Raw genomic sequence first — 23,264 nt, forward strand, 5'->3', positions numbered from 1 at the left:
GTAGCTGGGTTTGCCTGCGCGCTGAACACTTATGTGCATATTTCGGCCAGCGTTGATGCCCATGTCTACTCGCCTCTTGATGCTATTACTGAGCTTTTTGGCCTTGGCAGCAACCGCCCAGGATGATGTTGTCGAACGCCTACTGGCGCAAATGACGCCGGAGGAAAAAGTCGCCCAACTCAGCCTGCTCGGCATCAAGGAAACACCGACCGGCACTGTCGTTGATCAAAACGGCTTGGAAGAACGGCCAACGATAACCGTCGGTTCTGTCATCGGAGCCTACGGTGCCGACCTGACTCGCCAGCTGCAAGTACAGGCCGTACAAGGTTCACGCTTGCATATACCGCTGTTGTTTACCCTTGATGTCATTCATGGCTTTCGCACCGTGTTCCCGGTGCCACTGGCGGAGGCTGCGGCCTGGGACCCTGATCTGACGCAACGAAGTGCGCGCGCGTTGGCTGTTGAAGCCACCGCCAGCGGTGTGCACTGGACCTACGCACCCATGGTCGACATAACGCGTGACCCACGCTGGGGGCGCGTGGTGGAGGGTGCAGGTGAAGACCCGTTTCTCGGCTCGATCCTGGCCGCTGCGCGAGTGCGCGGTTTTCACGGCTCAGGCCCGCCTGACACCTCGTACATGATGGCTACCGCTAAACACTTTGTTGCCTATGGGGCTGGCGAGGGCGGCCGGGATTACAACATCGCCGATCTGTCGGAACGAACCTTGCGGGAGATCTACCTGCCCCCCTTCCAGGCGGCCGTAGCCGCGGGCGTCGACGCGATCATGCCCGCCTTCAGCGAGGTCGCCGCTACGCCCATGCACAGCAACAAGGCTTTACTGACAGGGCTGTTGCGTCAAAAGTGGGGCTTCACCGGTATTATCGTCAGCGATTACACCGCCATAGAGGAACTGATCCTGCACGGCATCGCCCGCACCCCATCCGATGCGGCATGGCTGGGCTTTAACGCTGGCGTGGATATCGAAATGGCCAGCCAGACCTACCGGCAACACCTGCCGACGCTCATACGCAACGGCCAGGTTTCAATGGCAGACGTGGATGAAGCCGTGCGTCGCGTACTCAAGGCCAAGCAGCGCCTGGGACTGTTTGAAGACCCTTACCGCTACAGCGACCCGATCCGCGAAGCCAATAGCGCGGACCTGCCGCAGCATCGTGCTCTGGCCCGTGAGGCGGGGCAAAAGTCTATCGTATTGCTGAAAAACAGCGGTCAATTGCTGCCTCTGTCGAAGAAACTAAGCCGGGTGCTGGTGGTCGGCAGCCTGGCCACAGATGCTGCCGCCTCCATCGGCCCGGCGTCCTGGCCAGGCACACCCATCGGCGCGGTAACCGTTCTGCAAGGCATACAAAACGCCGTCTCCACCAACACCGATGTAACCTACCTGCCCGGAGCCTCCCCCGGCAACGCCGACACCCAAGGTATCGCGGCGGCCGAAAAAGCCGCCCGCGACGTCGACGTAGTGGTCGCCGTACTGGGCGAAAATGCCGAGCAAAGCGGCGAAGGTCAGAGCCGCGCCGAACCTGGCTTGCCCGGCGGCCAGGAGGCGTTATTGCGCGCGCTTCTGGACACCGGAAAACCCGTGGTAGTCATCCTTATGAACGGTCGCCCATTGGTGTTCACGTTGCCCCTTCAACAGGCACCTGCATTGCTTGAAACCTGGTTTCTCGGCAGCGAAATGGGGCATGCCGTGGCGGATGTGCTGTTTGGCGATGTAAACCCCAGCGGCAAATTGCCGATCACTTTCCCACGCAGCGTCGGGCAGATCCCCCTTTACTACGCACATAAAAACACCGGCCGCCCCAACAGCAATGCCGACGGCTCGCCCGACAGGTACAGTTCCAACTACATGGATATCAATCAGGCGCCAGCCTACCCATTTGGCTTTGGCTTGAGCTATACGACGTTCAGCTACTCAACGCCCAAACTGAATAGCACCCGGCTTGCGTCCACCCAAACCCTGACCGTCGAGGTCACCGTCACCAACACCGGAAAGCGTGCCGGCGACGAAATCGTCCAGTTGTACCTGCGCGATGACGTCGCCAGCGTGACCCGCCCCGTCCGCCAACTGCGTGGGTTTCGAAAAGTGCACCTGGCCCCCGGCGAGGCGCGGAACGTGACCTTCACCCTCGATCAAGAGGACTTCGCCCTCCTGGATATGAACCTCTCGCCAGTGGTCGAAGCGGGCACCTTTACCGTCTTCGTCGGGGCCGACTCGACCGCCACCCACCAGGCGCAATTCGAGGTCACCGATAGCCGCCAGTTGTCTATTCCGGGCCAGTCTGTCCTACAGGTGCGGCCAAACTGATTATTCCCACAGGTTGTCTATGGTTTCCGTACAGGCGCAGAATGGCCGATCGACCTATAGAGTTGAACCTGAGGAAAAACCGTATGAGCCTGTCGTTGCTAAGCCGTTACGCCTTCTTTGCCGTGTGCGTTATTTTCACCCTCGCCAGCCTGCCTTTTATCGAACATGAGTGGCTGTGGCCCATCACCCTGGTCACCGGCGTCCTCAGCCTGATCGGTCTTTTCGACCTGCTGCAAAGCCCCCACGCGGTGCGCCGCAACTACCCGATCCTGGGCAATATCCGTTACCTGGTGGAAGCCATCCGCCCGGAGATTCGCCAATACCTGCTCGAATCCGACAGCGACGCCCTGCCCTTCTCCCGGGCTCAGCGCTCGTTGGTCTACTCGCGCGCCAAGAACGAAACCGCCGACAAACCCTTCGGCACCCTGATCGACGTGTACCAGTCGGGCTTCGAGTTCATCGGCCATTCCATGCGCCCCGCGCCGCTCAGCGATCCCAGCGCCTTTCGCGTGATGGTCGGCGGCCCGCAGTGCACACAGCCCTACTCGGCCTCGGTCTTCAACATCTCGGCCATGAGCTTCGGCTCGTTGAGCGCCAATGCGATTCGCGCGTTGAACCAAGGCGCCAAGCTCGGCAACTTTGCCCATGACACCGGCGAAGGCAGCATCAGCCCTTACCACCGCGAAAACGGCGGCGACCTCACCTGGGAACTGGGCAGCGGTTACTTCGGCTGCCGCACCAGCGATGGCCGTTTCGACCCGGAACGTTTTGCCGTGCAGGCGCAGAACCCGCAAGTGCGCATGATCGAAATCAAGATGAGCCAGGGTGCCAAACCCGGCCACGGCGGCATCCTGCCCAAGCACAAAGTCACCCAGGAAATCGCTGAAACGCGCGGCATTATGATGGGCGAGGACTGCATCTCGCCGTCGCGCCACAGCGCGTTTTCCACACCGATCGAGATGATGCAGTTCATCGCGCAACTGCGTGAACTGTCCGGCGGCAAACCGGTGGGCTTCAAGTTCTGCCTGGGCCACCCGTGGGAGTTCATGGGCATCGCCAAGGCCATGCTCGAGACCGGCATCCTCCCGGACTTTATCGTGGTCGACGGCAAGGAAGGCGGCACCGGCGCCGCGCCGGTGGAGTTCACCGACCATATCGGCGTGCCGCTGCGTGAAGGCCTGCTGTTTGTGCACAACACCCTGGTGGGCCTGAACCTGCGCGACAAGATCAAGCTCGGCGCCAGCGGCAAAATCGTCAGCGCCTTCGATATCGCCAGCGTGCTGGCCATCGGCGCGGACTGGGCCAACTCGGCGCGCGGCTTTATGTTCGCCATTGGCTGCATCCAGTCGCAAAGCTGCCACACCAACAAGTGCCCGACGGGCGTGGCCACTCAAGACCCGCTGCGCCAGCGTGCGCTGGTGGTGCCCGACAAAGCCCAGCGGGTGTTCAACTTCCACCGCAACACGCTGCACGCCTTGGCGGAAATGCTCGCTGCGGCCGGCCTGGATCATCCGTCGCAATTGTCGGCCAAGCATTTGGTGCGGCGCATGTCGGCGACCGAAATCAAACTGTTCTCGCAGCTGCATGTGTTCCTCAAGCCTGGCGAGTTGCTCACCGGCGAGGTGAACGGCGAGTTCTATTCGCGCATGTGGCAGATGGCGCGGGCGGACAGTTTTGAGCCGCATGAAGTGGCTGCCGCATAAATATCCGAACACTCTTGACCGCTGAACCGGACCACCGACGGCATCGTTGAAACAAGGAGCTTCACATGCCGTTATTCGACTTCAGCGCCATTGCCGCGCAACTCCCCGACAGCTGGAAATCCACGCGACTGGGCCAGGTCGGCCCGGCGCGAATCAAGGTGTTGCGTATGGATGAGCAAGCTTATGAAGAGGAAACCCATGACTACAATGAGGGGTTGCTGGTGATCGACGGTCAGTTGCGCCTGAGCATTGGTGATCAAGAGATTCGGGTGAGCGCCGGGCAGATGTACCTTGTGGAAGCAGGGGTTGCGCATGCCGTGGTTGCAGGGAGCCATGGCACGTTGGTAATAATGGATATCTAGAGACGAGTCCAAACTTGGAGTCGACAACAGAGTTTATTTACGCTTGAAGTGATAGCGGCATAAACACTGACGATGCCCATTTGCGGCGCCTACGCCCAGGCTCATTTTTCGTTGATTTGCAGCGTGTAGTCCTCCGGATCCAGGATTTCCTTGAATAGGATAAACCCCCCCTGGTCCGTCAGGTCGATCGAATAGAACTTTCTGTCTACTACTCGGCGGTAATGCTTGCCTGATGCAACGGCAGCTTCATAGACAGCGCGATCACCCTCCACCACATTATTGATACCCAGCCTTGTCATAAACTGTGGATGCAGCAACGTATTCGAACCGCTCAAGATAAATCTTAGCGTCGGCATATAGGTCATTGCCGCATGCCCTCGTGGAAGCCAATTACCAGCCGTGCGCGGGCCAATATAATAAAATATTTTAGCCGCACTAAGCTGCTCATGAGCAACTATATCGTAAGCAATGTACTGCGCAACGGCCGACTCCAACTCTTTCTTGGCAATCAACACCTGCCCATAGGCATAGCAAAATGAAAACATCAGCAAAACCGGTATCACCAGCAGTAACTTTAGCACCTCCCACACCCGTTCCAAGACATCGTAGACGAGCAAAAACAACAACATCAACAGTGCAGAAAAACCAATATAATTCCTCGCATCCTGATTAGTTTCGGTTACAAACAGCATTGCTCCAGGCACACACAACAGTAATACCCCGATCGAGCTTATGAACCCAACCAACAAAACGCCCCTGCCCAACTGACCGCCCACTAAAGTGGGGATGTTTTTCAGCCAAAAAACAAACCCAACCATTGCAGTGATCACCAAAATTACAAAAATACCAATATTCCAAGTGTTGACCAACGCGTAAACACTGTCCATGGCAAACACAAACCTATCGCTCACTACACCCAACCATCGTGAGTCAAAGGGGAGGCTGTTGCCGCGACTGCTCGTAACAAGCTGATGAGCTGTGAAGTAATAGATCAACCCGCCCCCCAACAATTGCAAACCGCGCTCGACCCACATTATTAGAATTTTCTTCACCTCGACCCTATTTCTTACACTCCATAGAAATTCGATACAGCAAAGTCCGACGAACAAAGTGATCGTCAGCTGATACAACGCTAGCGATACAGCAATTAATATGGCCGACAACAGCCCGCGCACAAGCGCTTTTCTCTGCATACAAGTGATTGCATAGATAACAGCCACCACTGCCAACATCATACCGGGGCCGTCATACTGATAGGTAATGTTACCTAAAAAAAACGGATTACAGATAATTGGCAATATGACCAGACAAGCAAAGATATCCGGCCGTGAGAAATACCAGAAGGTTAGACGTGTCATAGCCAACGCCATGACGAAGGTGGCAATTAATAACGGCAAGGGAAATATATTGGTAGTGCCTCCTGTAAACGTTAAAAACTTATGCAGCACCTCCAGCAAAATCCGACCCTGATCTCTCCAATTCGCCCCTTCCAACAACAATGCACGCCAACTATCATCGACATAGGCATAGTCGGCACGAATAATAGGATATACATAGGCTAATGACACCACACAGAAAAAAACCAGTACCTGCTTCTTAGTTAATACCTGCTTAGCCCACATTATGCATGCCCTCCTTTATGGGTTCACGTATAACTTCCTTCACCACATACCTCGGCCGATGCTTGGCCTCCATATAAATCCGCCCTACATACTCCCCCAATATCCCAATCCCAATCAGTTGCACCCCGCCCAAAAACAAAATCGCGGTCATCAATGACGGATACCCCGGCACGTCATTGCCAAACAACACTTTGTCGACGATCAAAAACCCCGCATACACCAATGCCACCAGCGAAATACACCCGCCGATATAACTCCACAGCCGCAGCGGCAAGGTGCTGAATGAGGTGATGCCGTCCAGTGCCAGGTTCCAGAGTTTCCAGGCGTTGAACTTGCTCTGGCCCGTGGCGCGTGGGGCGCGGTCGTATTCGACGATGGCCACGGTAAAGCCGGCCCAGGACAACACGCCTTTCATGAACAGTTGCTGCTCGGGCAGGGCCTTGATCACGTCGACTACCTTGCGGTCCATCAGCCGGAAATCGCCGACGTTTTCCTCGATGTGGGTGTAGGCGATGCGGTTGAGCAGGTGGTAGAACAGCGAAGCAGTGTGGCGCTTGAGGTAACCGTCACTGGCGCGGTTGCGGCGTTTGGCCAACACCACATCGGCACCTTTTTGCCATTCGGCAAGCAATTGCGGAACGACCTCGAGCGGGTCTTGCAAGTCCACATCCATGGGCACCACCGCGCCACCCGTGGCGTACTCCAACCCGGCGAACAAGGCGGCTTCCTTGCCGAAGTTGCGCGAGAAGTTGATCAACATCACGTCGCTGTCAGCCATGGCGAGCGCGTGGACCCGTTCAGCGGTACGGTCGGTGCTGCCGTCGTTGATAAATACAATCTCGACCGTATGCTTGCGCAATAAAGGCTCCTGCCGCGCCGCGCGGTAAAACCCGTCCACGGCCTGCTCCTCGTTGTACAGCGGCACCACCAGCGAGATTTTCATTGGTCACGCTCGCGAAACACCACCCAGCGCGACAGCAAAAACCCGCACACCAGGCTGATCAGCGAAAACACCAGCACGGTGACAATGCCCGGCATGCTCCAGCGATCGGCCAGCCCGCCCACCACCAGGCTCAAGCCGCCCATGCAGAGCATGAACAGCCTATAACGCGGCAATGAGGGCGGCATGGAAAAGGTGTAAAGCGCATTCATGTAAAAGGACAGCGACGCCGCCGCCGCGAAGGCAAGAAAATTACTCGCCGCCTGGCTCATCTCAAAGGCGACCCTGAAGACAAAAAACAGCTGCCAATGGATCACCGTATTGGCGATACCAATGACCGTGTAGCTGGAGAATCCCTTCCATACTCGGCGCATAAAGTTGTCCTGTGGCGGCTGGCCTAGCAAGCCATGGCGGGCCTATTGCGTCTACTGTCAAAGTTGACAGGTAGCCCGTCCGCCGCATGGAGACATTCAGTAATACCCAACCTTTGCAATTGCTTACAAATACCGCCAACCTTCGTCCGCCCGACGTGCGGCGTACGACAACGCGCGCGCTCACCTATCGTTATTCAACTACTTGTTCAAGAGCCCGCTGCCATGCTGAACGGACGCGACCCGCGCATCGATTTTTTTCGGGGCCTGGCGTTGATCTTCATTTTCTGGGATCACGTCCCCCACAACCCTCTCGGCCTGATCACTCTGCGCAACTTCGGCTTCAGCGACGCAGCGGAGGTCTTCGTGTTTCTCGCCGGGTTCGCCTCGGTGCTGGCCTACGGCAAGGTCATGCAGCGCGAAGGCTATTGGATGGCCTGCCTGAAAATCCTGCGTCGCACCTGGGTGTTGTATGTGGTGCATATTTTCCTGCTGGCCATGCTGATGGGTATCGTGTTCTTCGCCAACAACCATGTAGAAACCCGCGACCTGGTGGCGGAGATGGGCCTGACGCACTTCGTCACCCACCCGCAACAGGCACTGACCGATGAACTGCTGTTGCGCTTCAAGCCCAACCTGATGGATCCGTTGCCGTTGTACATCGTCTTGCTGGCTGGTTTGTCCGTGGTGCTGCCGCTGATGGTGCGCGCGCCCTGGGCCGTGGTGAGTGTCTCTCTGGTGGTATACCTGATGGCGCCGTGGATGGGCTGGAACCTGCGCGCCATTGCCGATGGCGTGTGGTATTTCAACCCGGTCACCTGGCAATTGCTGTTTGTGCTGGGGGGCGCCGCGGCGATTTACAGCCAGCGGCCCAGCGCGCCCGAGACACGCCCCTTGCAGCGCCAGCCGCTGTTCGTCGCGGCGGCGCTGTATGTGGTGGTGGCCGGCGTGATCACGCTGTCGTGGCTCTGGCCTGAAGTCCATGATGCGGTGATGCCCACCGCGCTCAGCAACCTGCTGTACCCCATCAGCAAGACCAACCTGTCACCGGTGCGTCTCGTGCACTTCCTGGCGCTGGCCTATGTCACCGCCAAGCTGCTGCCAAACCCGCAATGGACGCAAAACCGTCTGGCTGAACGGATTTGCCAGATGGGCCGTTATTCCCTGGAAGTGTTCTGCCTGGGCGTGGTGCTGGCGCCACTGGCGGACATGCTCAATGCCCAGGCGGATGACGCCGTGGTCATGCAATTACTCACCGCCTTGCTCGGTGTGGTGCTGATGTCGGCCCTCGCGGCCTGGATGGAGTTCAACAAACACCTCAACCAGGCGCCACGCCCCTCAAGCGAGACAAGCCAAATAGGTTAATGCCCGCCTCGCTGCGCAGGAGCAAACGCCTGGGCGATGACCTGACATTGTAGTCATAAGCCAACAGGTATCTCTTTTCGACGCCCCATTTGTGCAATCAGGTAGGCGACGGAGTCGGCGTTGTTAAGTACCGTAAGGATGCGTTTAAGCGGATCGGTACGGAAAACTCGCCGCGCATCGGCGAGGGTTTTGGCGCCGGTAACGGTGAGCAGCCTGTCGAGCACATGCTGTGTTGACGTGCCCTGTGCAGGGTCTGTTTTGATGCCGGTCGCAATATCGACAACCTGGAACAACTCACGGGTCGGGGTATTGAGCGACAGCCTTGAAAGATGGCGGTTTTCCAGGGTTACTTTAGTGCTACGGCCCTCAGGGGTTTGGGGATCAATCAGGTCATCAAAGGGATGGGTTGAATGCACGTAAGCCAAGTCCAACGTCTCACATACATGATGAGTGATTTCGTGAATGAGGGTGGTCGCGCGGGCATGGACGCTGACATAGAACGGCTTTATCAACAAATGACTGTATTTCAGACCTGGATTGAAAAACACCTCGGTCAAGTACACCAGTTGAAGGGGGTCAGGGACAATCGTAAAGGCCATCAACGTGTGTCCGCCCTGAAGAGCCGGCAACCGCGAATGGCCAATGACAAATCGCGTTGAGTCCAAGGAGGTCAGTGAGGGCTCCATCAACGCAGTGCAGACCGTATCGACGATCTCCTGAATTTTTTCAAGGTGTTCGACCTCGAGCGTCTGCAAGCCGAAAAACGCTTTGATCTGTTTGACCAGCTCAGGTGCAGCAAGGGGTGTTTGTGCGATCAGGCGCAAATTTTCCTGGGCGTTCTTTGCATAAAACGTCGCCAAGGCGAGTGCATCGGTGATAACCCAGGATTCCCGAGCGTAAAGCGCTCGTATCTCGCGCATCCCGCTGGCCAATACATTCATACTGGAGCGCGCAAATGGCTCTGAGTAGAAGCGATTAAGTAGTCGTGCAATTGTCCGTCGCCCCGTCAGCACTGGGCCTGCGCTACTGAGCATCCACTGTTGTCGAGGGTTGCGCTGTACCTCAGGACCGACTTCGCCATCACCGATGATGCGCCAACCCTGGCCATGCTTGATAACTTCGAACACTTTCCCTGCCACCGCCGCGTAGTAATGGTTGGAGGTCGATCGGTAAAGGTTGAGTGAGGTGTCTTTGATCAGGTTGGCCAAGCCCGGCTCAAGGACTTCGAAACGCTGGAGCCGGGTGCGGGAAGCAGCGGTAATGTCCAGCGCGGGCCAGGACACCACAGAGGTCTCAGGTGTGGAAGGCGGCGGGATCGGCTCGGGTGCCGTGGGCATGCCGCCCTCTGATACGGGAGGCATGGAATTGCGCAAACCGGCCAGCAAGGCGACACCCCCGATGAAATGCCCCAGCGCCTCATGCCATTGGTGGTTTTGCAACTCTTCGGCAGCAGCCTTGAACAGTTTATAGCTCTGCCAGACCACCAGGGGGTAGGCCAGTTTGCCGGCAAAAAATACAGTGGCCGCCTGCACGCCCTCAGAGAACACGGCCTTGGCCGTATCCCAGGCAGTGCCTGCATCAGCGGCTTTTTGGCAGCCCAGCAACGTTGTCAGCAGCTCGACATTGTCGGTAAACAGCTGCTTGAACAGCGCAGCGTTGATGGGGTTGCTTGCCAGCTGCAGAGTAGTGCTGGCCTGGGGTTGCTCCAGTGCGCTTGTCAGTGCCGCTTGGTCAACGGCCGGGACCACCTGCCGAACCCAACGCTGTAAGGCGCCGGCGGCCGTCAACTCAGCACACAGTGCAGCCTCAACGGTATATTCCTTGAGGGTGTAGCCTGGGCTATAGGGGGCATACAGGACTTGAGGCCCCTCGTCACCGGAGGCGGAGCCGATCAAATAAGCGCCGGGAATCTTGATGGTTTTCTTCCCGTCATCGACCAACAGTTCCAGAGGGCGGATCATGGCGTTGGCATCCACCACTGTCGCACGGGCGATCGCATCGGGCATGTCCATGATCTGTTGAATGAGCCCGAAGGCCGTCGGTGAAAGCTGGTCTTGCAACCTCATGCCGTGAGCGTATTGCATCAATTGCCACGGCAGTTGCTTGGCGAATCGCGTAGAGCGTTGCTCAAAGTCCGGGCTGGCAGGGCCCAGGAAGGATTTGATGTACGTTTGGTAAGCCGCGTTGATGTTCAACGCCTGTATCCGCGTTTTCAGCGTCTGCGCATCCAGGGTGGATGGCAACGGCGTTGTACCGGTGCTGGCGAAGAGAGGCACCTCATCGTTCCAATACGATTGATGGCTCAAGGCATAGTCCAGCAGCGACTGGTTGCGGGCAGGCGTACTGCCCTGCGCCGGCAGCCCGACTTCGATTTCATCAGGAGTGACGCTGCCCTGAGCGCCAAGGTCCTTGAGTAGCGTGCTGAGTTTCTTGAGCGTGAACTGAGCCAGTGAGTCGATCCCGTGCAGGTAATCCTGATTGTCGGTGACGTTGTTTCGATACTGCTCCAGCAATTCGACGTACAGCTGCTGATCCACAGCACGGGCTTTACCCAACCATTGCAAACCCTGTTGCCGGATCATGGCCTGGACCATGTCTTTGGCGCGCTGCACGTTGGTGGGCGCCAGGCTTTGTGTGGCTTGAACCTGCCAGAGCTTACGCAACTGATCGACCGACAGCTGCATGGACAGAATTCGGGCCAATTCACGGTCTTTTTGTTGAACGTAGGTTCGTTGCAAGTGCTCAACGAGGTTGTCTTCGATCAGTTCAAGGGAACTGAATGCATAGCTCGGTTGTGCGTCCCAGTCCGGTGGCGCCAGGTTCGCCAGGAAAGCCTGTCGCTCGTTCGGGATTGCCAGGCGTCGATCCATCTCTGCTTTGAAGTCATTCAATGAGGAGAAAGTTTCCAGGCCCAACGCGGGCGTCCACAGCAGCGTGCGGCCGGAATATTGAGGATCAAGCCCGCCGCGCTCGGTCAGCACGAAACAGTTATTGAGTACCAGCGGCGTATTCTGCCCAGTCGGTACGACCTGCAAAGAAAACGCATCAGGGCGGAACCCATTGACGCCAGGGCGTAAGTCTCTGGCGTAAATACCTAACACGGTCAACAGCACTTCGTAGTCGCGGGGCAATAAGGCGTTGTTCCAAAGCCTGACTTGCACTTCCCCTGTCAAGCCCATCTCCATTGCCTTTCTCAGCAAGGGCTGCATGTTGGGGGACACGCTGTGGGTTCTACGCAGGTACTGTTTAAACCCACCGACTGCACTGGTGATCAGCGTATTGAAGGCAGTGGCGTCCATACTTGAGACTTTAGTGGCGGGTTTGCCAGGAGCGGTTGAGTAGACGTGAGCGTTAAGCGGATCGATGAGTGGGCCCGCTTCGCCACATAAACGCGCCAGAAAATAGTCGACCATACGGCTCGATGAGAGCAGTTGAGGTTTGTCAGTGCCATTCGAAGGGTTGCTGTATTGACGTACCGAGAGGCACGCAGCCTGCAAGTGTTGCTGCTTGATAGCGTACAGTCTGGTATTGAGATAGGTGATAACGGAACGCTCCAGCGAGGAGCGAAACGATAGGTGTTGTTCGATTTCGGCGGTGACATTTTCGAGTAAATGCACCGTTGTGCGCATTGCAGCAAGCGTTGGTGGAATCCTGGGTTCAGTCACCGTCGCCGTCCAGGTCTCTGTCAACTGGGTACTCCAACGCCCCATGGGTTCGAAGGTCAGTAATGTTGGGTCAATCATGCCACGTACATCCAGCACATGGTCGACCAGGGCATCGAGGTCCATCGTGCCCTGGCTCAGGCGATATTGATCGAGGGCGTATTCAAGGTTGCGACCTTGTTTGTCAATGATGCCCTCCATGATGCGTTGGAAAATAACCCCGGTGATGGGGCTTTTGGTGACGTCGCAGGCCAGCAGGTCGACTTCGTTATAGCGTTCCGGCCGGGACAGGTGCTTTCTCCAGGCATCGGCAGGTTGCCGGGAGTTGAGACCCTCAAGAAGGTGGGTTTTGAGTGCTCCCAACTCGGTAAACGATTGCAGGCCTTGTTGAGGGGTATAGAGCAGCCAGGGCGAGCCATCGTCGCTTTTGTTACTGCTGATGATGAGTGTGCCTGCCAGCTCGGCGGGGGTCTGTTCAGGCTCACTCAGCAGTGCCTTTTCAACATCGATCGCAGGAGCAAGCGTTGTCGCGGGCAGCGCAGCCTTGAGCGGCAACGCCTGTAGTTGCAGACGCTGCTCAACCGTAATCGCAGTTTGCTGTTGTTGCTCCAGCGCCACCGTGAAAAAGGCATTGGCCATGGCATGGGTAAACAGTTGTAGCCGCGAGAACCCGGCGGCGGCCGGCAGCGTCCAAAATGTCTTGGGCTGTTGCTTCATATAGGCTTTCAAGCCCCGGGCCAATCCCTGGACTGATACGTCCCAACGCAACTGATCATCAGCTTCCTGAGTAGGCTGCCGGGGGTTGTAGTAGCGCCGGGTTTCACCCGCAGGCCAGGCATTGGCGACGAAATACCTGAGCACAGTTTCGCTCAAGGAGCGGGTGCTCGTGTGTCGGGGCGTTGGTGAATCAGAATTGCCCGATTCGCTGGATGCGTCGATGACATAACTCTGCACTTGGATTTGGCGCTGATCGCCCCCCGTAAAAGACTGCGCCAACTTGGAGGAAATGTATTCATCCAGCAGCGAAGTGAAACTGGGCAGCTTGAGCAACTCCTCGCGCATCAAACGAGCATTTTCGAGCACGTTATTGGAGAGGGTCGTATGTTGTGCTTCGAAGACAGCGCCAGCCACGGTATGTGCGGTAATCGTCAGGGTTGCAGTCGGCGTCAGAGTGACTTGCTGGGAGATGGAAAGGTAATCAAGCAACGCCTGGCGCTGCGACGCGTCTTTGAGCCACGACTTCAGTTGCGTCTTGAGTGTTTCATGGCTTTCCAGTTTTTCCAGACCACGAGCGGGTGTATAGAGAACAACCCCGCCTTCTGGGGCGGGGCTCATGACGAATGCACCCGCCAATTCAATAGCCGGTTGACCGGGCACATTCAGTTGCAGGGTTTGCACGTGCATCGGCGTTTTTTGTGCCCGCCGCAAAGCATCGGTGGCCAGATAGACCGAGTCGAACCAGTCAAGGTCCTTGAGGGTAAAGTTGCGTGAGCGTTGGCGCTCTGTTAGCTGCGTGCGATCGGTTTGGGTTTCGCTGAAAAAATACGGTGGGGTGTCAGTGCTCATTGAGTGCTCTCCGGGCCGGATTGGCTGCTGAAGATCACTCTGGTGTTTCAAGTTTCAGCCGTGGGACTACATATACAACGGCGCGTCATGCTCCAGTGGAATGCTCGACACACCACTCGCCTTCACCCCGGAAAAGCGCAAGTGAGCTCAACAACGTACGGGTATCGCCCTCAGTGATAAACACATCACGAAAAGCTTTCCCGGTCTCAGGGTTGAACAGGCCATCACGCTCAAACCGTTCAAAAGCCTGGCGAGCCAGCACACCAGACCACTTGTAGGAATACATTTTGGCCCCATAGCTACCCATCGGTTGTGCGAAGCTGTTGATCGGACGGGCGCCATCAGGCCATTGCAAATGCCCGACTTCAACGTTGGCATGGGTGAAAACTTCATGAGGTGTACGCCCGTCGCCATAGGTACGGTGTAACTCAAAGTCGACGAGACTCGTGAGCAAAATACTGGCGGTTTCCTGGCTGGTCTGGGTGTGAACAAATCGGCACATTTGAGTGGCCATATCGTCAGGCAAGGAATCTCCCGTCTGAAAATGGCCGGATAGCCAGGTCAGGAACAATGGGGTAAAGCAGAATTGCTCCAGCACTTGGCCGAAGAATTCCGCCGCGTCATGACTTAACTGGCCCATACCGGAAATCGCCCGATAGGGGGCCACGGTCAACAGGTGCTGCAGGCAGTGGCCGAATTCATGCAATAAGACCCTCAATTGCAGATGATCCAGCAAGCAAGGCTGGGTCGCTATCGGTCGTGGCAACTGACTGCGTAGCACGGCTATCGGCCGCTGTGGACGCCCCTCGGCCGTCATCCGGTGATTGCGCAAGCCCGAGGCGATGCCGATCGCGCCGCCTGCCACGCGACGATAGGCGTCAATAAACAAATGCCCGATGGGCTCGGCGTACTCCCTGAGCTCAAATACCCGCACATCCGGGTGCCAGGTATCGACCGTGGTTTGTTCAATCAGCTCAACGCCGAACAGCATTTTGGTGAACGCGCACAAGCGTTGCAGCACCGTTTCCAGTGGGAAGTATTTGCGCACGGCGTCCTGGGAGACACCCGCCACGTCCTGGCGAATTTTTTCCGCATAATAGTTGTAATCCCAGGGTTCCAGCGCATCGATACCGCGTTGCGCGGCATAGCGTTGAAGTTGTTGTGCTTCATAGGCAAATGTCGTGCGTGCCTGATCAATCTGTTGATGCACAAATGCAGTGACCTCATCGGTCGTCTCCGCCATTTGTTCCACCAACGCCAGTTCGGCGAAGTTGGCATAGCCGAGCAGTTGTGCTTTCTGGTGACGGCTGTCGAGCAACACGGTCAGAACCGGTTCATTGTCGGTGGCAATGTCGTCGGGACCGGTGCCCACGGCACGGCTGTAGTAAGCCATCATCATTTCCTGGCGCAAGGCTCGATGGTCGGCGTAGCTCATCACCTCCTGAAAGGACTGCTCGGAAAGGGTTAATAACCAGCCATCCAGGCTTGCAGCCCGAGCCGCGGCCTCCATGCGCGCCAGGGCTGCGTCAGGCAGTCCGCTCAGCAGCGCCTTGTCTTGAATGTGCTTACGCCATGCGTCGCTGGACTCTCTCACACGGCGCAGGAACTCCTGACTGAATGTGTCGATTTGCAGGTTCAACGCTTTCAGCCTTAGCTGCTTCTCGGGAGAAAGATCAAGGCCAGCCAAGTGGTACTTGCGCAGTATTTTACGCAACGCGCTTTGGCGTTGTTGATTGAAAAGGGCTGCGATCGGGCTATCGGCAAGTTGGCGGTGGAGCTGATACAGGTCATTGTTCGCGGCCAATTCGGCGCGGTACTGCATTGCAAGCTCATAACTGCGGTGTGATGCCTGTTTCCAGGCCGACTCTTGGGGAATAGAGTCAAGCAGTTCAATGACGTTGAGAACGCCATCCAGGCGTGCCTCCAGTGCCTCCACGGCTTGCACCAGGTCGTCCCAGGTGGGGAATAACGACTGGCTGGCAATGATCGTGGCGGTGGTGTTGCGGCTATCAGCGATGATTTGCTCAATGGCGGGCATCAAGTGTTCTGCTCTGATGGCAGAGAACGGTGGCAAGTCGTAGGGCAGTAGCAGTGGATTACTTTCAGACATGAAATCACTCTTCAAAGGTTGCTGTCGAAGCAGCCAGCCTAGGGAATGAATTATCGTTGGAGGGATAGATAGATATGAGCAAGCGATAACGCGCGGAACCGGATGCCCCGCGTTATACACAGGCGCAGTGCTCGCGATATCGGGCCCGAGGGGCGGCAGGCACCGCACCGCAAATAGAGGATCGTGCAGAAAATACGGCAGTCAAAGCCCCACCCCAACGGTAGAACGGGGTGGGGCTTTTTGTCACGAGACACACATCAGGACGCGGAACGCACCGTCCCTTGAGCGACGGTCTTTGGCTGCAACCTGAACACATAGAACAGCACGGTCAACACCACCAGGAACACCGGGCCCACATACAGCGCCACACGGGTATCGGGGAAGTACGCCATCAGCCCCACTACCATCACCAGGAACGCCAGCGCCAGGTAGGAACTGACCGGGTACAACCACATGCGGTACTTGAGGCCAGCCGCCTCGGTCGGGCTCAGGCTTTTGCGGAACTTGAGCTGGGCCAGCAGGATCATCAGCCAGGTCCAGATCGCGCCGAACGTGGCAATGGAAGTGACCCACACAAAGACTTTTTCCGGGACCATGTAATTGAGCAGTACACCCAGCAACAGTACGAAGATCGACAACAGCAACGCCTTGCGCGGTACGCCGTTGCTCGAGGTGGTGCCGAAGGTGGCAGGTGCCTGGCCGTTCTGCGCCAGGCTGTAGAGCATGCGCCCGGTGCTGAAGATGCCGCCGTTACAGGACGACAGCGCAGCGGTGATCACCACGAAGTTGATGATGCCCGCAGCGGTCTTGATGCCCAGACGCTCGAAGGTCATCACGAACGGGCTGCCCTGGGTGCCGATTTCATTCCATGGGTAGATCGACAGGATCACAAACAACGCCCCCACGTAGAACAGCAGGATGCGCCAGAACACCGAGCCGATGGCACTGGGAATGGTCTTCTGCGGGTTCTTCGCTTCACCGGCGGTCAGGCCGATCATCTCCACGCCCAGGTAGGCGAACATTACCATCTGCAAGGACATCAACACTCCCGTGATGCCATTGGGCATAAAGCCGCCGTGGGCCCACAGGTTGGAAATGCCCAGCGCCACGCCGTCATTGCCAAAACCAAACGCGATGATACCGACGCCGCCGATGACCATGGCAATGATCGTGACGATCTTGATCAGGGCGAACCAGAACTCGAACTCACCGAACGCCTTGACCGCGATCAGGTTGATCGTGCCCATGCTGATCAACGCCGCCAGGGCCCAGATCCAGCGTGGGGTGTCGGGGAACCAGACGCCCATGTACACGGCCACGGCGGTGATTTCCGCCACGCAGGTCACCAGCCACAGGAACCAATAGTTCCAGCCGGTGAGAAAGCCCGCCAAGGGGCCGAGATAGTCCTGGGCGTAACGACTGAACGAGCCGGCGACAGGGTTGTGCACCGCCATTTCGCCGAGGGCGCGCATGATCACCAGGATCGCCAGGCCGCCAATGATGTACGAGAGCATGATCGCCGGGCCGGCCATTTCAATGGCCTTGGCCGAACCCAGGAACAGGCCGACACCGATACAGGCGCCAAGGGCCATCAGGCGAATATGCCGTTCACCGAGTTCGCGTTTGAGCGGGCCGCCTTGAGCGGTCTCGCCATGGGGCAGTGGGTTGCCGACTGGCATAAAGGTACAACCTCATTTTGTTATTGGATTGTCCGTCGAGTTTCCGGGGTGCAGGCCGGTAAGCCTGTGCCCTTGTCGAAACCGGGGCCGCCTCATGGACGGACCCTTCTTGCCGGGCAAGATCAGCGGGCCGTGCAGTATAAAAACCTCGACACAGGGCCTTTCACTATAAAACACGCCAATTTCAGCGGTACCTCGCGGGAAAAAGCCGGTTTATGGAGGGGCATTAGCTGATCCCGCGTGAAAGGCCACGGGGCGAAACGGCGGCGAGTATTGCACAGCCAGGGTGCATCGTCATGCCCCTACCATCGCCCAATGGTCACTGCGATGGCTCTATCTCAAGGCTTTCACGCCATAGCGATACAACCCATGGAAAAAGGCGAAAGGTCCCGGTGAAGACTGCGCCCGCAACCGGCACGCTCTGTGATGACCTTCAACGAGACTTCACGGATGACTGAATTGACCACCCGGCATGAGCAGCCGACGCCATCCCAGCGTCAGGACGGCGATCGGCAAATGCTGGACACCCTGATTGCACACCTCAAGACCGAACCCTACGCTCCCGCAGACTCACTCCCGGTGCCGACCCACAGCGCCCTCGGCTGCTGGCTTGGGCTCTATCGCCAAGCCCTCGGCCACCCCTCTTTCGTGGCCTGGGCCGGGCAGCGGCGTTTTAACCCGATGGAAGTGAACGTGCGCAACGGCACTCTGTATGCCAACGGTGCCACCTTCACCTATGAGGACGCCAGCGGCTGGCAGCAGCTCGCGCCGCCCATTCGGGCCATCGCCCTGATCATCGACCCTGATGCCATCGGCCTGGCCTACCCTGCCGCAAACCTGTCACTGAGCGCCCGTCAGGTGCTGCGGTTCCACGGCTACCCCCAACCGACTACGCTTGCCCAACGCGGCGTGCTGATTGACGCACTGGGTAGGACCGAATCTGCGCTCGCGGACGCGTTCGAGCGACTGAATCAGGATCTGCACGCGGCAGCCAATGCACTGCATGCACAGATCATCGAAGACGACCTGAACGAACACACATTCAACCTGTTGAGTGTGTACCGCTGCCGTTTCCCGCTGGATGGCGGCTCGTTCTGGGCCGTGAGCATGCAGACCGCCGCAACGTTACTCGGGGAGATCACTGAGCATCCGCAGTTTCTCGCCTTGACTCGCCCCGATGCACTGACCCCCGGCCTGTACGAATTTGACCCCCAGCAACACTCGATCAAAGGCGCCGGCCCTTGGGGTCAACGGGTAGACATCAGCCATGAACAACTGTCGCAGCTGCCGCTGGGCGATCGCCTTGAACGCTTGCAAGCCTGCGCTGCGGCCATGAACCTGTTCGTCCATCAGGACGGCCAATTCAGCCTCGCACAGTGGCTCAGCTTGCACGACCTGCCGTTGCCGGATAATCGCGAGGCGGCCTGGGAGCTGATGGCACAACTGCGGCGCAGCGAACCGGTGCCGGTGCCGCCCGTAAGTGATCTGGCGCATTCCGACGTCGCCTTGCGGCAGTATCGACAACGCCTCGAAACCACCCGGCTCGCTAGCCCCCAGCTGGGCAATTACTGGGAGGCCCTGGGTAGGCCACTACCGGGCGCGCTGACCCTTTCAACCGAACAACGCGCCAAGGTGATCCATATCAGCGCCACGTTTGTCTCACAAACCAGCTCGGAATTGTTCAACCTGCTGGCCGCCGATCTGCCGCCTGGGCCACCGGATGAACAACTGCAACAACTGCTTGCCGCTCCCCGTGCGCAGAAGCTGGCCGATTCGTTGCTCGGCGCCGTGGGCTGGTTTGGACACGCCCCCGGTGAAACGACCAGCAACGCCAGTCGAAACGCATTGGTGCTTGCCGCGCTGATCCTCAATCTCGACCCGCAGGCCGCGCAAGCGCGATACACCCTCGCCGGCCTGAACCTGAACCACAGCGATTACCATGGACGTCGCTATGCAGACCTGCGCCGCTCACTTGAGCTGTACCTGATTGAAGCCGGTGTTGCGACGCCTCAAACCACAGGGTTGGCCGCACACCTGTTGCTGGCGGGTGCCGCACCGGAGTTTTTGGTGCAAGGCATCCCTGATTCGCTGTACTTCATGACCTCCCACGCCTGGATGCTGTTCAAACAAGGCGTGATGCTGGCAGAAGAGCTCGCCTGCGGATCAACACGACAGCTGGCGTTCAACGACATCATCGCCCTTGCCATCCAGGAGCCGGCGACGGACCAGGAACGCTTGTGGCGCGAGCATTATGCCACCGCCACTCTGATCGACTGGGCAATCGTCCATGGCGAACTGCGACCGGCACAGACCTATCGAACCGATGAACTCGACGCCGTCAAAGAACGCCTGAGGGCCCGTATAAAGACGTTGCACGACGCAGCCGGAACCTTGCGCAGCAAGCTCATCACGCGCCGCAGCCTGGCCTCGACGGACCTTAAACGCGTCTTCCCCAACCACCGCAGGCTGAAGAAAAAATGCCTGCAAGAAGGACAAGGCCCCTCTCGGCTCCCCTCCTACAGGCCGACCACGGGCGTAAAGCTTCAGTCGCTGGTGGATCTGCATATGGGCGGCCACCTGCAACCCGTTGATGATAAATGGCGTTCAACCGACCCCGAACTCGACCTCACGCTGCTTAAAAAAAGCTTTGCCCAATTACGCGATATCAACGCGCTGTTCAGTGAGGCCGCAGTGGCTTACACGCAACGACTCAAAGAAGCGTATATCCAAGCGATCAGTTACCTGCTGTCGCAGTTACCACTGGCCGACCGCAAGCGCTTGCACGAGAGGGCAGTACAACTGCTCGTGGTGAGGCAAGCCGCCAGCAAGCCGCAGATTGAGGAAGGGCCCGGAGAGAAAATGGCCCGTACCGGCCGGTTCGGCTTCATCCTGCGTTGTACGGCAGGCAACACCTTCCATGACTACGAACTGTTTCCCCTGCTCAATCAAGTGCAACAAAACACCCGCCTTCCCGCCACCCTGGAACTGGGAGGCCGCCCACTCAAAGTCACCACCGGCTCCCCCCACAGCACACGACCGATCGCGTATTTGCATGAGGGCAGTCGCCTGGCCATTGATGAGGGCGCCTACTTCAAAGGCAGCCCACCCACACCTGGCAAGTATTGCACCGTTATCGTGGATCGACTCTGGCATTTCGCGGGGCTCCCGGCCACTGCCCGTCCGCTGGTGTTCGACTCGCCAAGAAACCTCACGTTGGCGAGCACCATCGTCAATCACCACTTTTTCGTTGATGTCGATAGCTGGGTGGCCCAGGCCAAAGGCTTGACCACCCTTGAAGAGCGAAAAAAAAACAGCGAGCAGTTGTTAGAGGCGCTGCTGGGCTTCATACCCTTCTGGACCTGCGGCCATGATCTCGCCTCCGGGGAAATCAAACGCGTGCTCGATGGCACCCTGGGCTGTTTTTTCGACATGCTTGGCTTGGTCATGCCGACCAAAGGCTTCATGACCAGCGGCTGGGGCCGCCTGGTCAAGCCCGCACCGGCCTACTTGAAACTGCTGCAACTGACCAGACTCAGTGCCACCTTTATCAATGAGTTGCTCAACCCACTGGAGGCGGTGCCATCGGTGGTGCGCCTGACGGCCTATGGCCTGGCCAGGTTAAACCACTCAGGCCAGCGGGCACTGGCCGGCGCACTGCGTCATGCCCAACAACGTCTGGCCCACGGAACGACGATGGATTACGCCCGGCTGATCAACCGCGCCGACATCAGGTCTGGCGCGCTGATGCACCCTGAGGGGTTGACGCCTCTGTTGGCGATCAGGCGGGCCAACGCCTGGCATGCCTTTGACCCCTTCAGTGCAAGGCCATACGGTCCTGCGCTGGAAGGTTTTCAACTGGACACCACGATGGCCGTCACCCCGGTCAGCTTCGTCGACGGCTACAAGGCGCTGGTTGTAGAGCCCTTTTTCGACACGACGCCCTTGCTCATTCAACGCGCCGACGCGACCGACTTGTTGGACCAGGACCGCGTCTGGCGTTTGTCCCATAAACACCCCAGCCAGCTGGACGAACTCACCTCAGCGGCCCATACCAGGCTCACCGACCACTTCGACACGGTCTGCCCCGTCGACAGAGCAAAGCGCAGCCCGGGGGTGCCCCTCATCTGTTTCACCAAAAGGCTGTACGCCTTTAAGGATTCGATTCATAAACGTCGAGTCCAGGCGCTCGACCATATTCGCATCCAGCCGGCGCCGATGATCGATGGCAACAAACGCCAGTTGGTCTATTACCGAAACGTGCATGATGTCACTCCGCACTACGACAGCTTCGAGCTGACCCCTCAACCCCAACCCTCAGTATTGATCTACCAACCGCGGGTCAGAGGCAGGCGCATTGACAACGAGCCGCAGTTCGGCTTGCCCGAAGACGACCTGGACAACCTGCTCACCCATAAAACCCAAGTGGTGGAAATCTATAGGCTGGTGAAGCTCATCAAGGACCGTAGAACCCTTCGGGCGCTGGAGATCACCCTACCCAACACGACAACATCTTACTGGGTGGCCGAGCCCGATGTGGGTGTTTTTTACCGCACAAACGCAACGCCCAGCGGCGCCGACACCTTGCACTTCCACCAATTGAATTTCAGCCGAGGCGGCGACGACGCCGCCCTGATCAGGGCCTATTGCGACACCAAAACGCAGTTTTTACGCGCAGGCGGGATGATTCCCGACCAACCACTGGTGACACTTCCGACCCTGGAGGTCCTGTACAGACAGTTGAGCAGGCGCGGCTTCTTGCCCGCAAAAATCGAAAAAATCCGCCAGAAAGCCAGCACCCTGAGTGTCATGAAACAGCGCGAATTGCTGCTCAACGCCTCGGATCAGGGGCGACGCCTGGACATCAGTGTCGCCTCGCGCCCGGTCCAATTGGACATCTGGCCACCAAACCCAGGCCTGGGTGCCCAGCACAATCAGTACCTCGCCCAGCAAGCCAACGCCAGCACCCAGGCCATGCTGGAGAGGACCGGCCTGAGATCCGCCAACGTCGTAGGTGAACCCCCGCAAGAAACCCTGCGACTGAAAGAAGCTGAACCCGTTGTGATGTGGGAATACAGCCAGATCGGTCACCCGAACTACACCGAGGTCATTCTCAAGACGGGTGCCGGCAATTGTGACCAGATGGCCCATGTGGCGTGTGAAATGATCCGAACCAATGGTGGCGTCGCTCAGGTGTGGAGCTGCCGGGGCCATACCTTTGTGGTAGTGGGTACGGTCCCTGCGGGCTTGACCCAGACCCTGGATTTCCAGGGCGCCGATTGGGCGAACCTGCATATCTGCGACCCCTGGGCGTCCATTACGTGTCCGGCGCAGGACTATATGCGGCAACTGCAGATAAAAATGACCGTCTGGTACCTGGAGGACAAGAGGGTATTTTTCCATGATGGCCTGAGCCCTCGCTGGGCACCGGCCAATGACCCGATCTGGCTGAACATACTGAAGACCAGCATTAAATATCCGCTGCCATGAACACATTTTCCCCCCAACCGACTACCCGCGACTAAGCTTCAGGCAAGTCCGATCAATCTGCGTGCAGGGGTCAA

11 protein-coding genes are annotated in these 23,264 nt (G+C 58.0%); 5 read left to right on the top strand and 6 right to left on the bottom strand.

The window, feature by feature from the left end; genetic code table 11:
- The first annotated feature begins 61 nt into the window (after window positions 1-61).
- From QF043_RS23035 to QF043_RS23045, 3 genes are all read left to right on the top strand, one after another.
- Complete coding sequence (locus QF043_RS23035) at window positions 62-2,323, top strand: glycoside hydrolase family 3 N-terminal domain-containing protein (protein WP_307420295.1); 2,262 nt, start codon at window positions 62-64, stop codon at window positions 2,321-2,323.
- Between the two features lie 83 nt (window positions 2,324-2,406).
- A complete protein-coding gene (locus tag QF043_RS23040) occupies window positions 2,407-4,026 on the top strand; it encodes an FMN-binding glutamate synthase family protein (RefSeq protein ID WP_138816652.1) in 1,620 nt (539 codons plus the stop codon).
- 65 nt (window positions 4,027-4,091) lie between these two features.
- Window positions 4,092-4,388 (top strand): cupin domain-containing protein, encoded by a 297-nt coding sequence (locus QF043_RS23045; protein WP_138816654.1) that lies wholly within the window; start codon window positions 4,092-4,094, stop codon window positions 4,386-4,388.
- A 101-nt stretch (window positions 4,389-4,489) separates the two neighbouring features.
- Here QF043_RS23045 and QF043_RS23050 read toward each other — a convergent pair whose 3' ends face one another.
- The 3 genes from QF043_RS23050 to QF043_RS23060 are packed head-to-tail and all read right to left on the bottom strand — an operon-like array spanning window position 4,490 to window position 7,324.
- The gene (locus QF043_RS23050) at window positions 4,490-6,010 is read right to left on the bottom strand and encodes a glucosyltransferase domain-containing protein (protein ID WP_307420296.1); all 1,521 of its coding nucleotides are present in this window, start codon (window positions 6,008-6,010) and stop codon (window positions 4,490-4,492) included.
- Window positions 6,000-6,953: a glycosyltransferase family 2 protein gene (locus tag QF043_RS23055; RefSeq protein WP_307420297.1), complete on the bottom strand. Its 954-nt coding sequence runs from the start codon at window positions 6,951-6,953 to the stop codon at window positions 6,000-6,002. The genes QF043_RS23050 and QF043_RS23055 overlap by 11 nt, the downstream gene beginning before the upstream one ends.
- Complete coding sequence (locus QF043_RS23060) at window positions 6,950-7,324, bottom strand: GtrA family protein (protein WP_307420298.1); 375 nt, start codon at window positions 7,322-7,324, stop codon at window positions 6,950-6,952. The genes QF043_RS23055 and QF043_RS23060 overlap by 4 nt, the downstream gene beginning before the upstream one ends.
- A gap of 222 nt (window positions 7,325-7,546) precedes the next feature.
- Here QF043_RS23060 and QF043_RS23065 point away from each other — a divergent pair, with 222 nt between their 5' ends.
- Window positions 7,547-8,686 (top strand): OpgC domain-containing protein, encoded by a 1,140-nt coding sequence (locus tag QF043_RS23065; protein WP_307420299.1) that lies wholly within the window; start codon window positions 7,547-7,549, stop codon window positions 8,684-8,686.
- 53 nt (window positions 8,687-8,739) lie between these two features.
- Here the strand turns inward: QF043_RS23065 and QF043_RS23070 are convergent, their stop codons facing one another.
- The 3 genes from QF043_RS23070 to QF043_RS23080 form a co-directional block, all read right to left on the bottom strand.
- Window positions 8,740-13,914, bottom strand: coding sequence for a dermonecrotic toxin domain-containing protein (locus tag QF043_RS23070; RefSeq protein WP_307420300.1), 5,175 nt, complete (start codon window positions 13,912-13,914; stop codon window positions 8,740-8,742).
- Window positions 13,915-13,999: 85 nt separating this feature from the next.
- On the bottom strand, window positions 14,000-16,024 hold the full coding sequence (locus QF043_RS23075; protein WP_307420301.1) for a M3 family metallopeptidase: 2,025 nt from the start codon (window positions 16,022-16,024) through the stop codon (window positions 14,000-14,002).
- A 257-nt stretch (window positions 16,025-16,281) separates the two neighbouring features.
- On the bottom strand, window positions 16,282-17,703 hold the full coding sequence (locus QF043_RS23080) for an amino acid permease (RefSeq protein WP_307420302.1): 1,422 nt from the start codon (window positions 17,701-17,703) through the stop codon (window positions 16,282-16,284).
- A gap of 450 nt (window positions 17,704-18,153) precedes the next feature.
- Between QF043_RS23080 and QF043_RS23085 the strand changes: the two genes are divergently transcribed.
- Window positions 18,154-23,190, top strand: coding sequence for a hypothetical protein (locus tag QF043_RS23085; RefSeq protein WP_307420303.1), 5,037 nt, complete (start codon window positions 18,154-18,156; stop codon window positions 23,188-23,190).
- Window positions 23,191-23,264: the final 74 nt, after the last annotated feature.

The sequence above is a fragment of the Pseudomonas sp. W3I7 genome, assembly GCF_030816095.1.
Lineage (GTDB): Bacteria > Pseudomonadota > Gammaproteobacteria > Pseudomonadales > Pseudomonadaceae > Aquipseudomonas > Aquipseudomonas salomonii.

Bases quoted from the DNA above. Each gene is read 5' to 3' on its own strand.
- QF043_RS23035 (WP_307420295.1), top strand. From the start codon at position 62: ATGTCTACTCGCCTCTTGATGCTATTACTGAGCTTTTTGGCCTTGGCA.
- QF043_RS23040 (WP_138816652.1), top strand. From the start codon at position 2,407: ATGAGCCTGTCGTTGCTAAGCCGTTACGCCTTCTTTGCCGTGTGCGTT.
- QF043_RS23045 (WP_138816654.1), top strand. From the start codon at position 4,092: ATGCCGTTATTCGACTTCAGCGCCATTGCCGCGCAACTCCCCGACAGC.
- QF043_RS23050 (WP_307420296.1), bottom strand. From the start codon at position 6,010: ATGTGGGCTAAGCAGGTATTAACTAAGAAGCAGGTACTGGTTTTTTTC.
- QF043_RS23055 (WP_307420297.1), bottom strand. From the start codon at position 6,953: ATGAAAATCTCGCTGGTGGTGCCGCTGTACAACGAGGAGCAGGCCGTG.
- QF043_RS23060 (WP_307420298.1), bottom strand. From the start codon at position 7,324: ATGCGCCGAGTATGGAAGGGATTCTCCAGCTACACGGTCATTGGTATC.
- QF043_RS23065 (WP_307420299.1), top strand. From the start codon at position 7,547: ATGCTGAACGGACGCGACCCGCGCATCGATTTTTTTCGGGGCCTGGCG.
- QF043_RS23070 (WP_307420300.1), bottom strand. From the start codon at position 13,914: ATGAGCACTGACACCCCACCGTATTTTTTCAGCGAAACCCAAACCGAT.
- QF043_RS23075 (WP_307420301.1), bottom strand. From the start codon at position 16,024: ATGTCTGAAAGTAATCCACTGCTACTGCCCTACGACTTGCCACCGTTC.
- QF043_RS23080 (WP_307420302.1), bottom strand. From the start codon at position 17,703: ATGCCAGTCGGCAACCCACTGCCCCATGGCGAGACCGCTCAAGGCGGC.
- QF043_RS23085 (WP_307420303.1), top strand. From the start codon at position 18,154: ATGACTGAATTGACCACCCGGCATGAGCAGCCGACGCCATCCCAGCGT.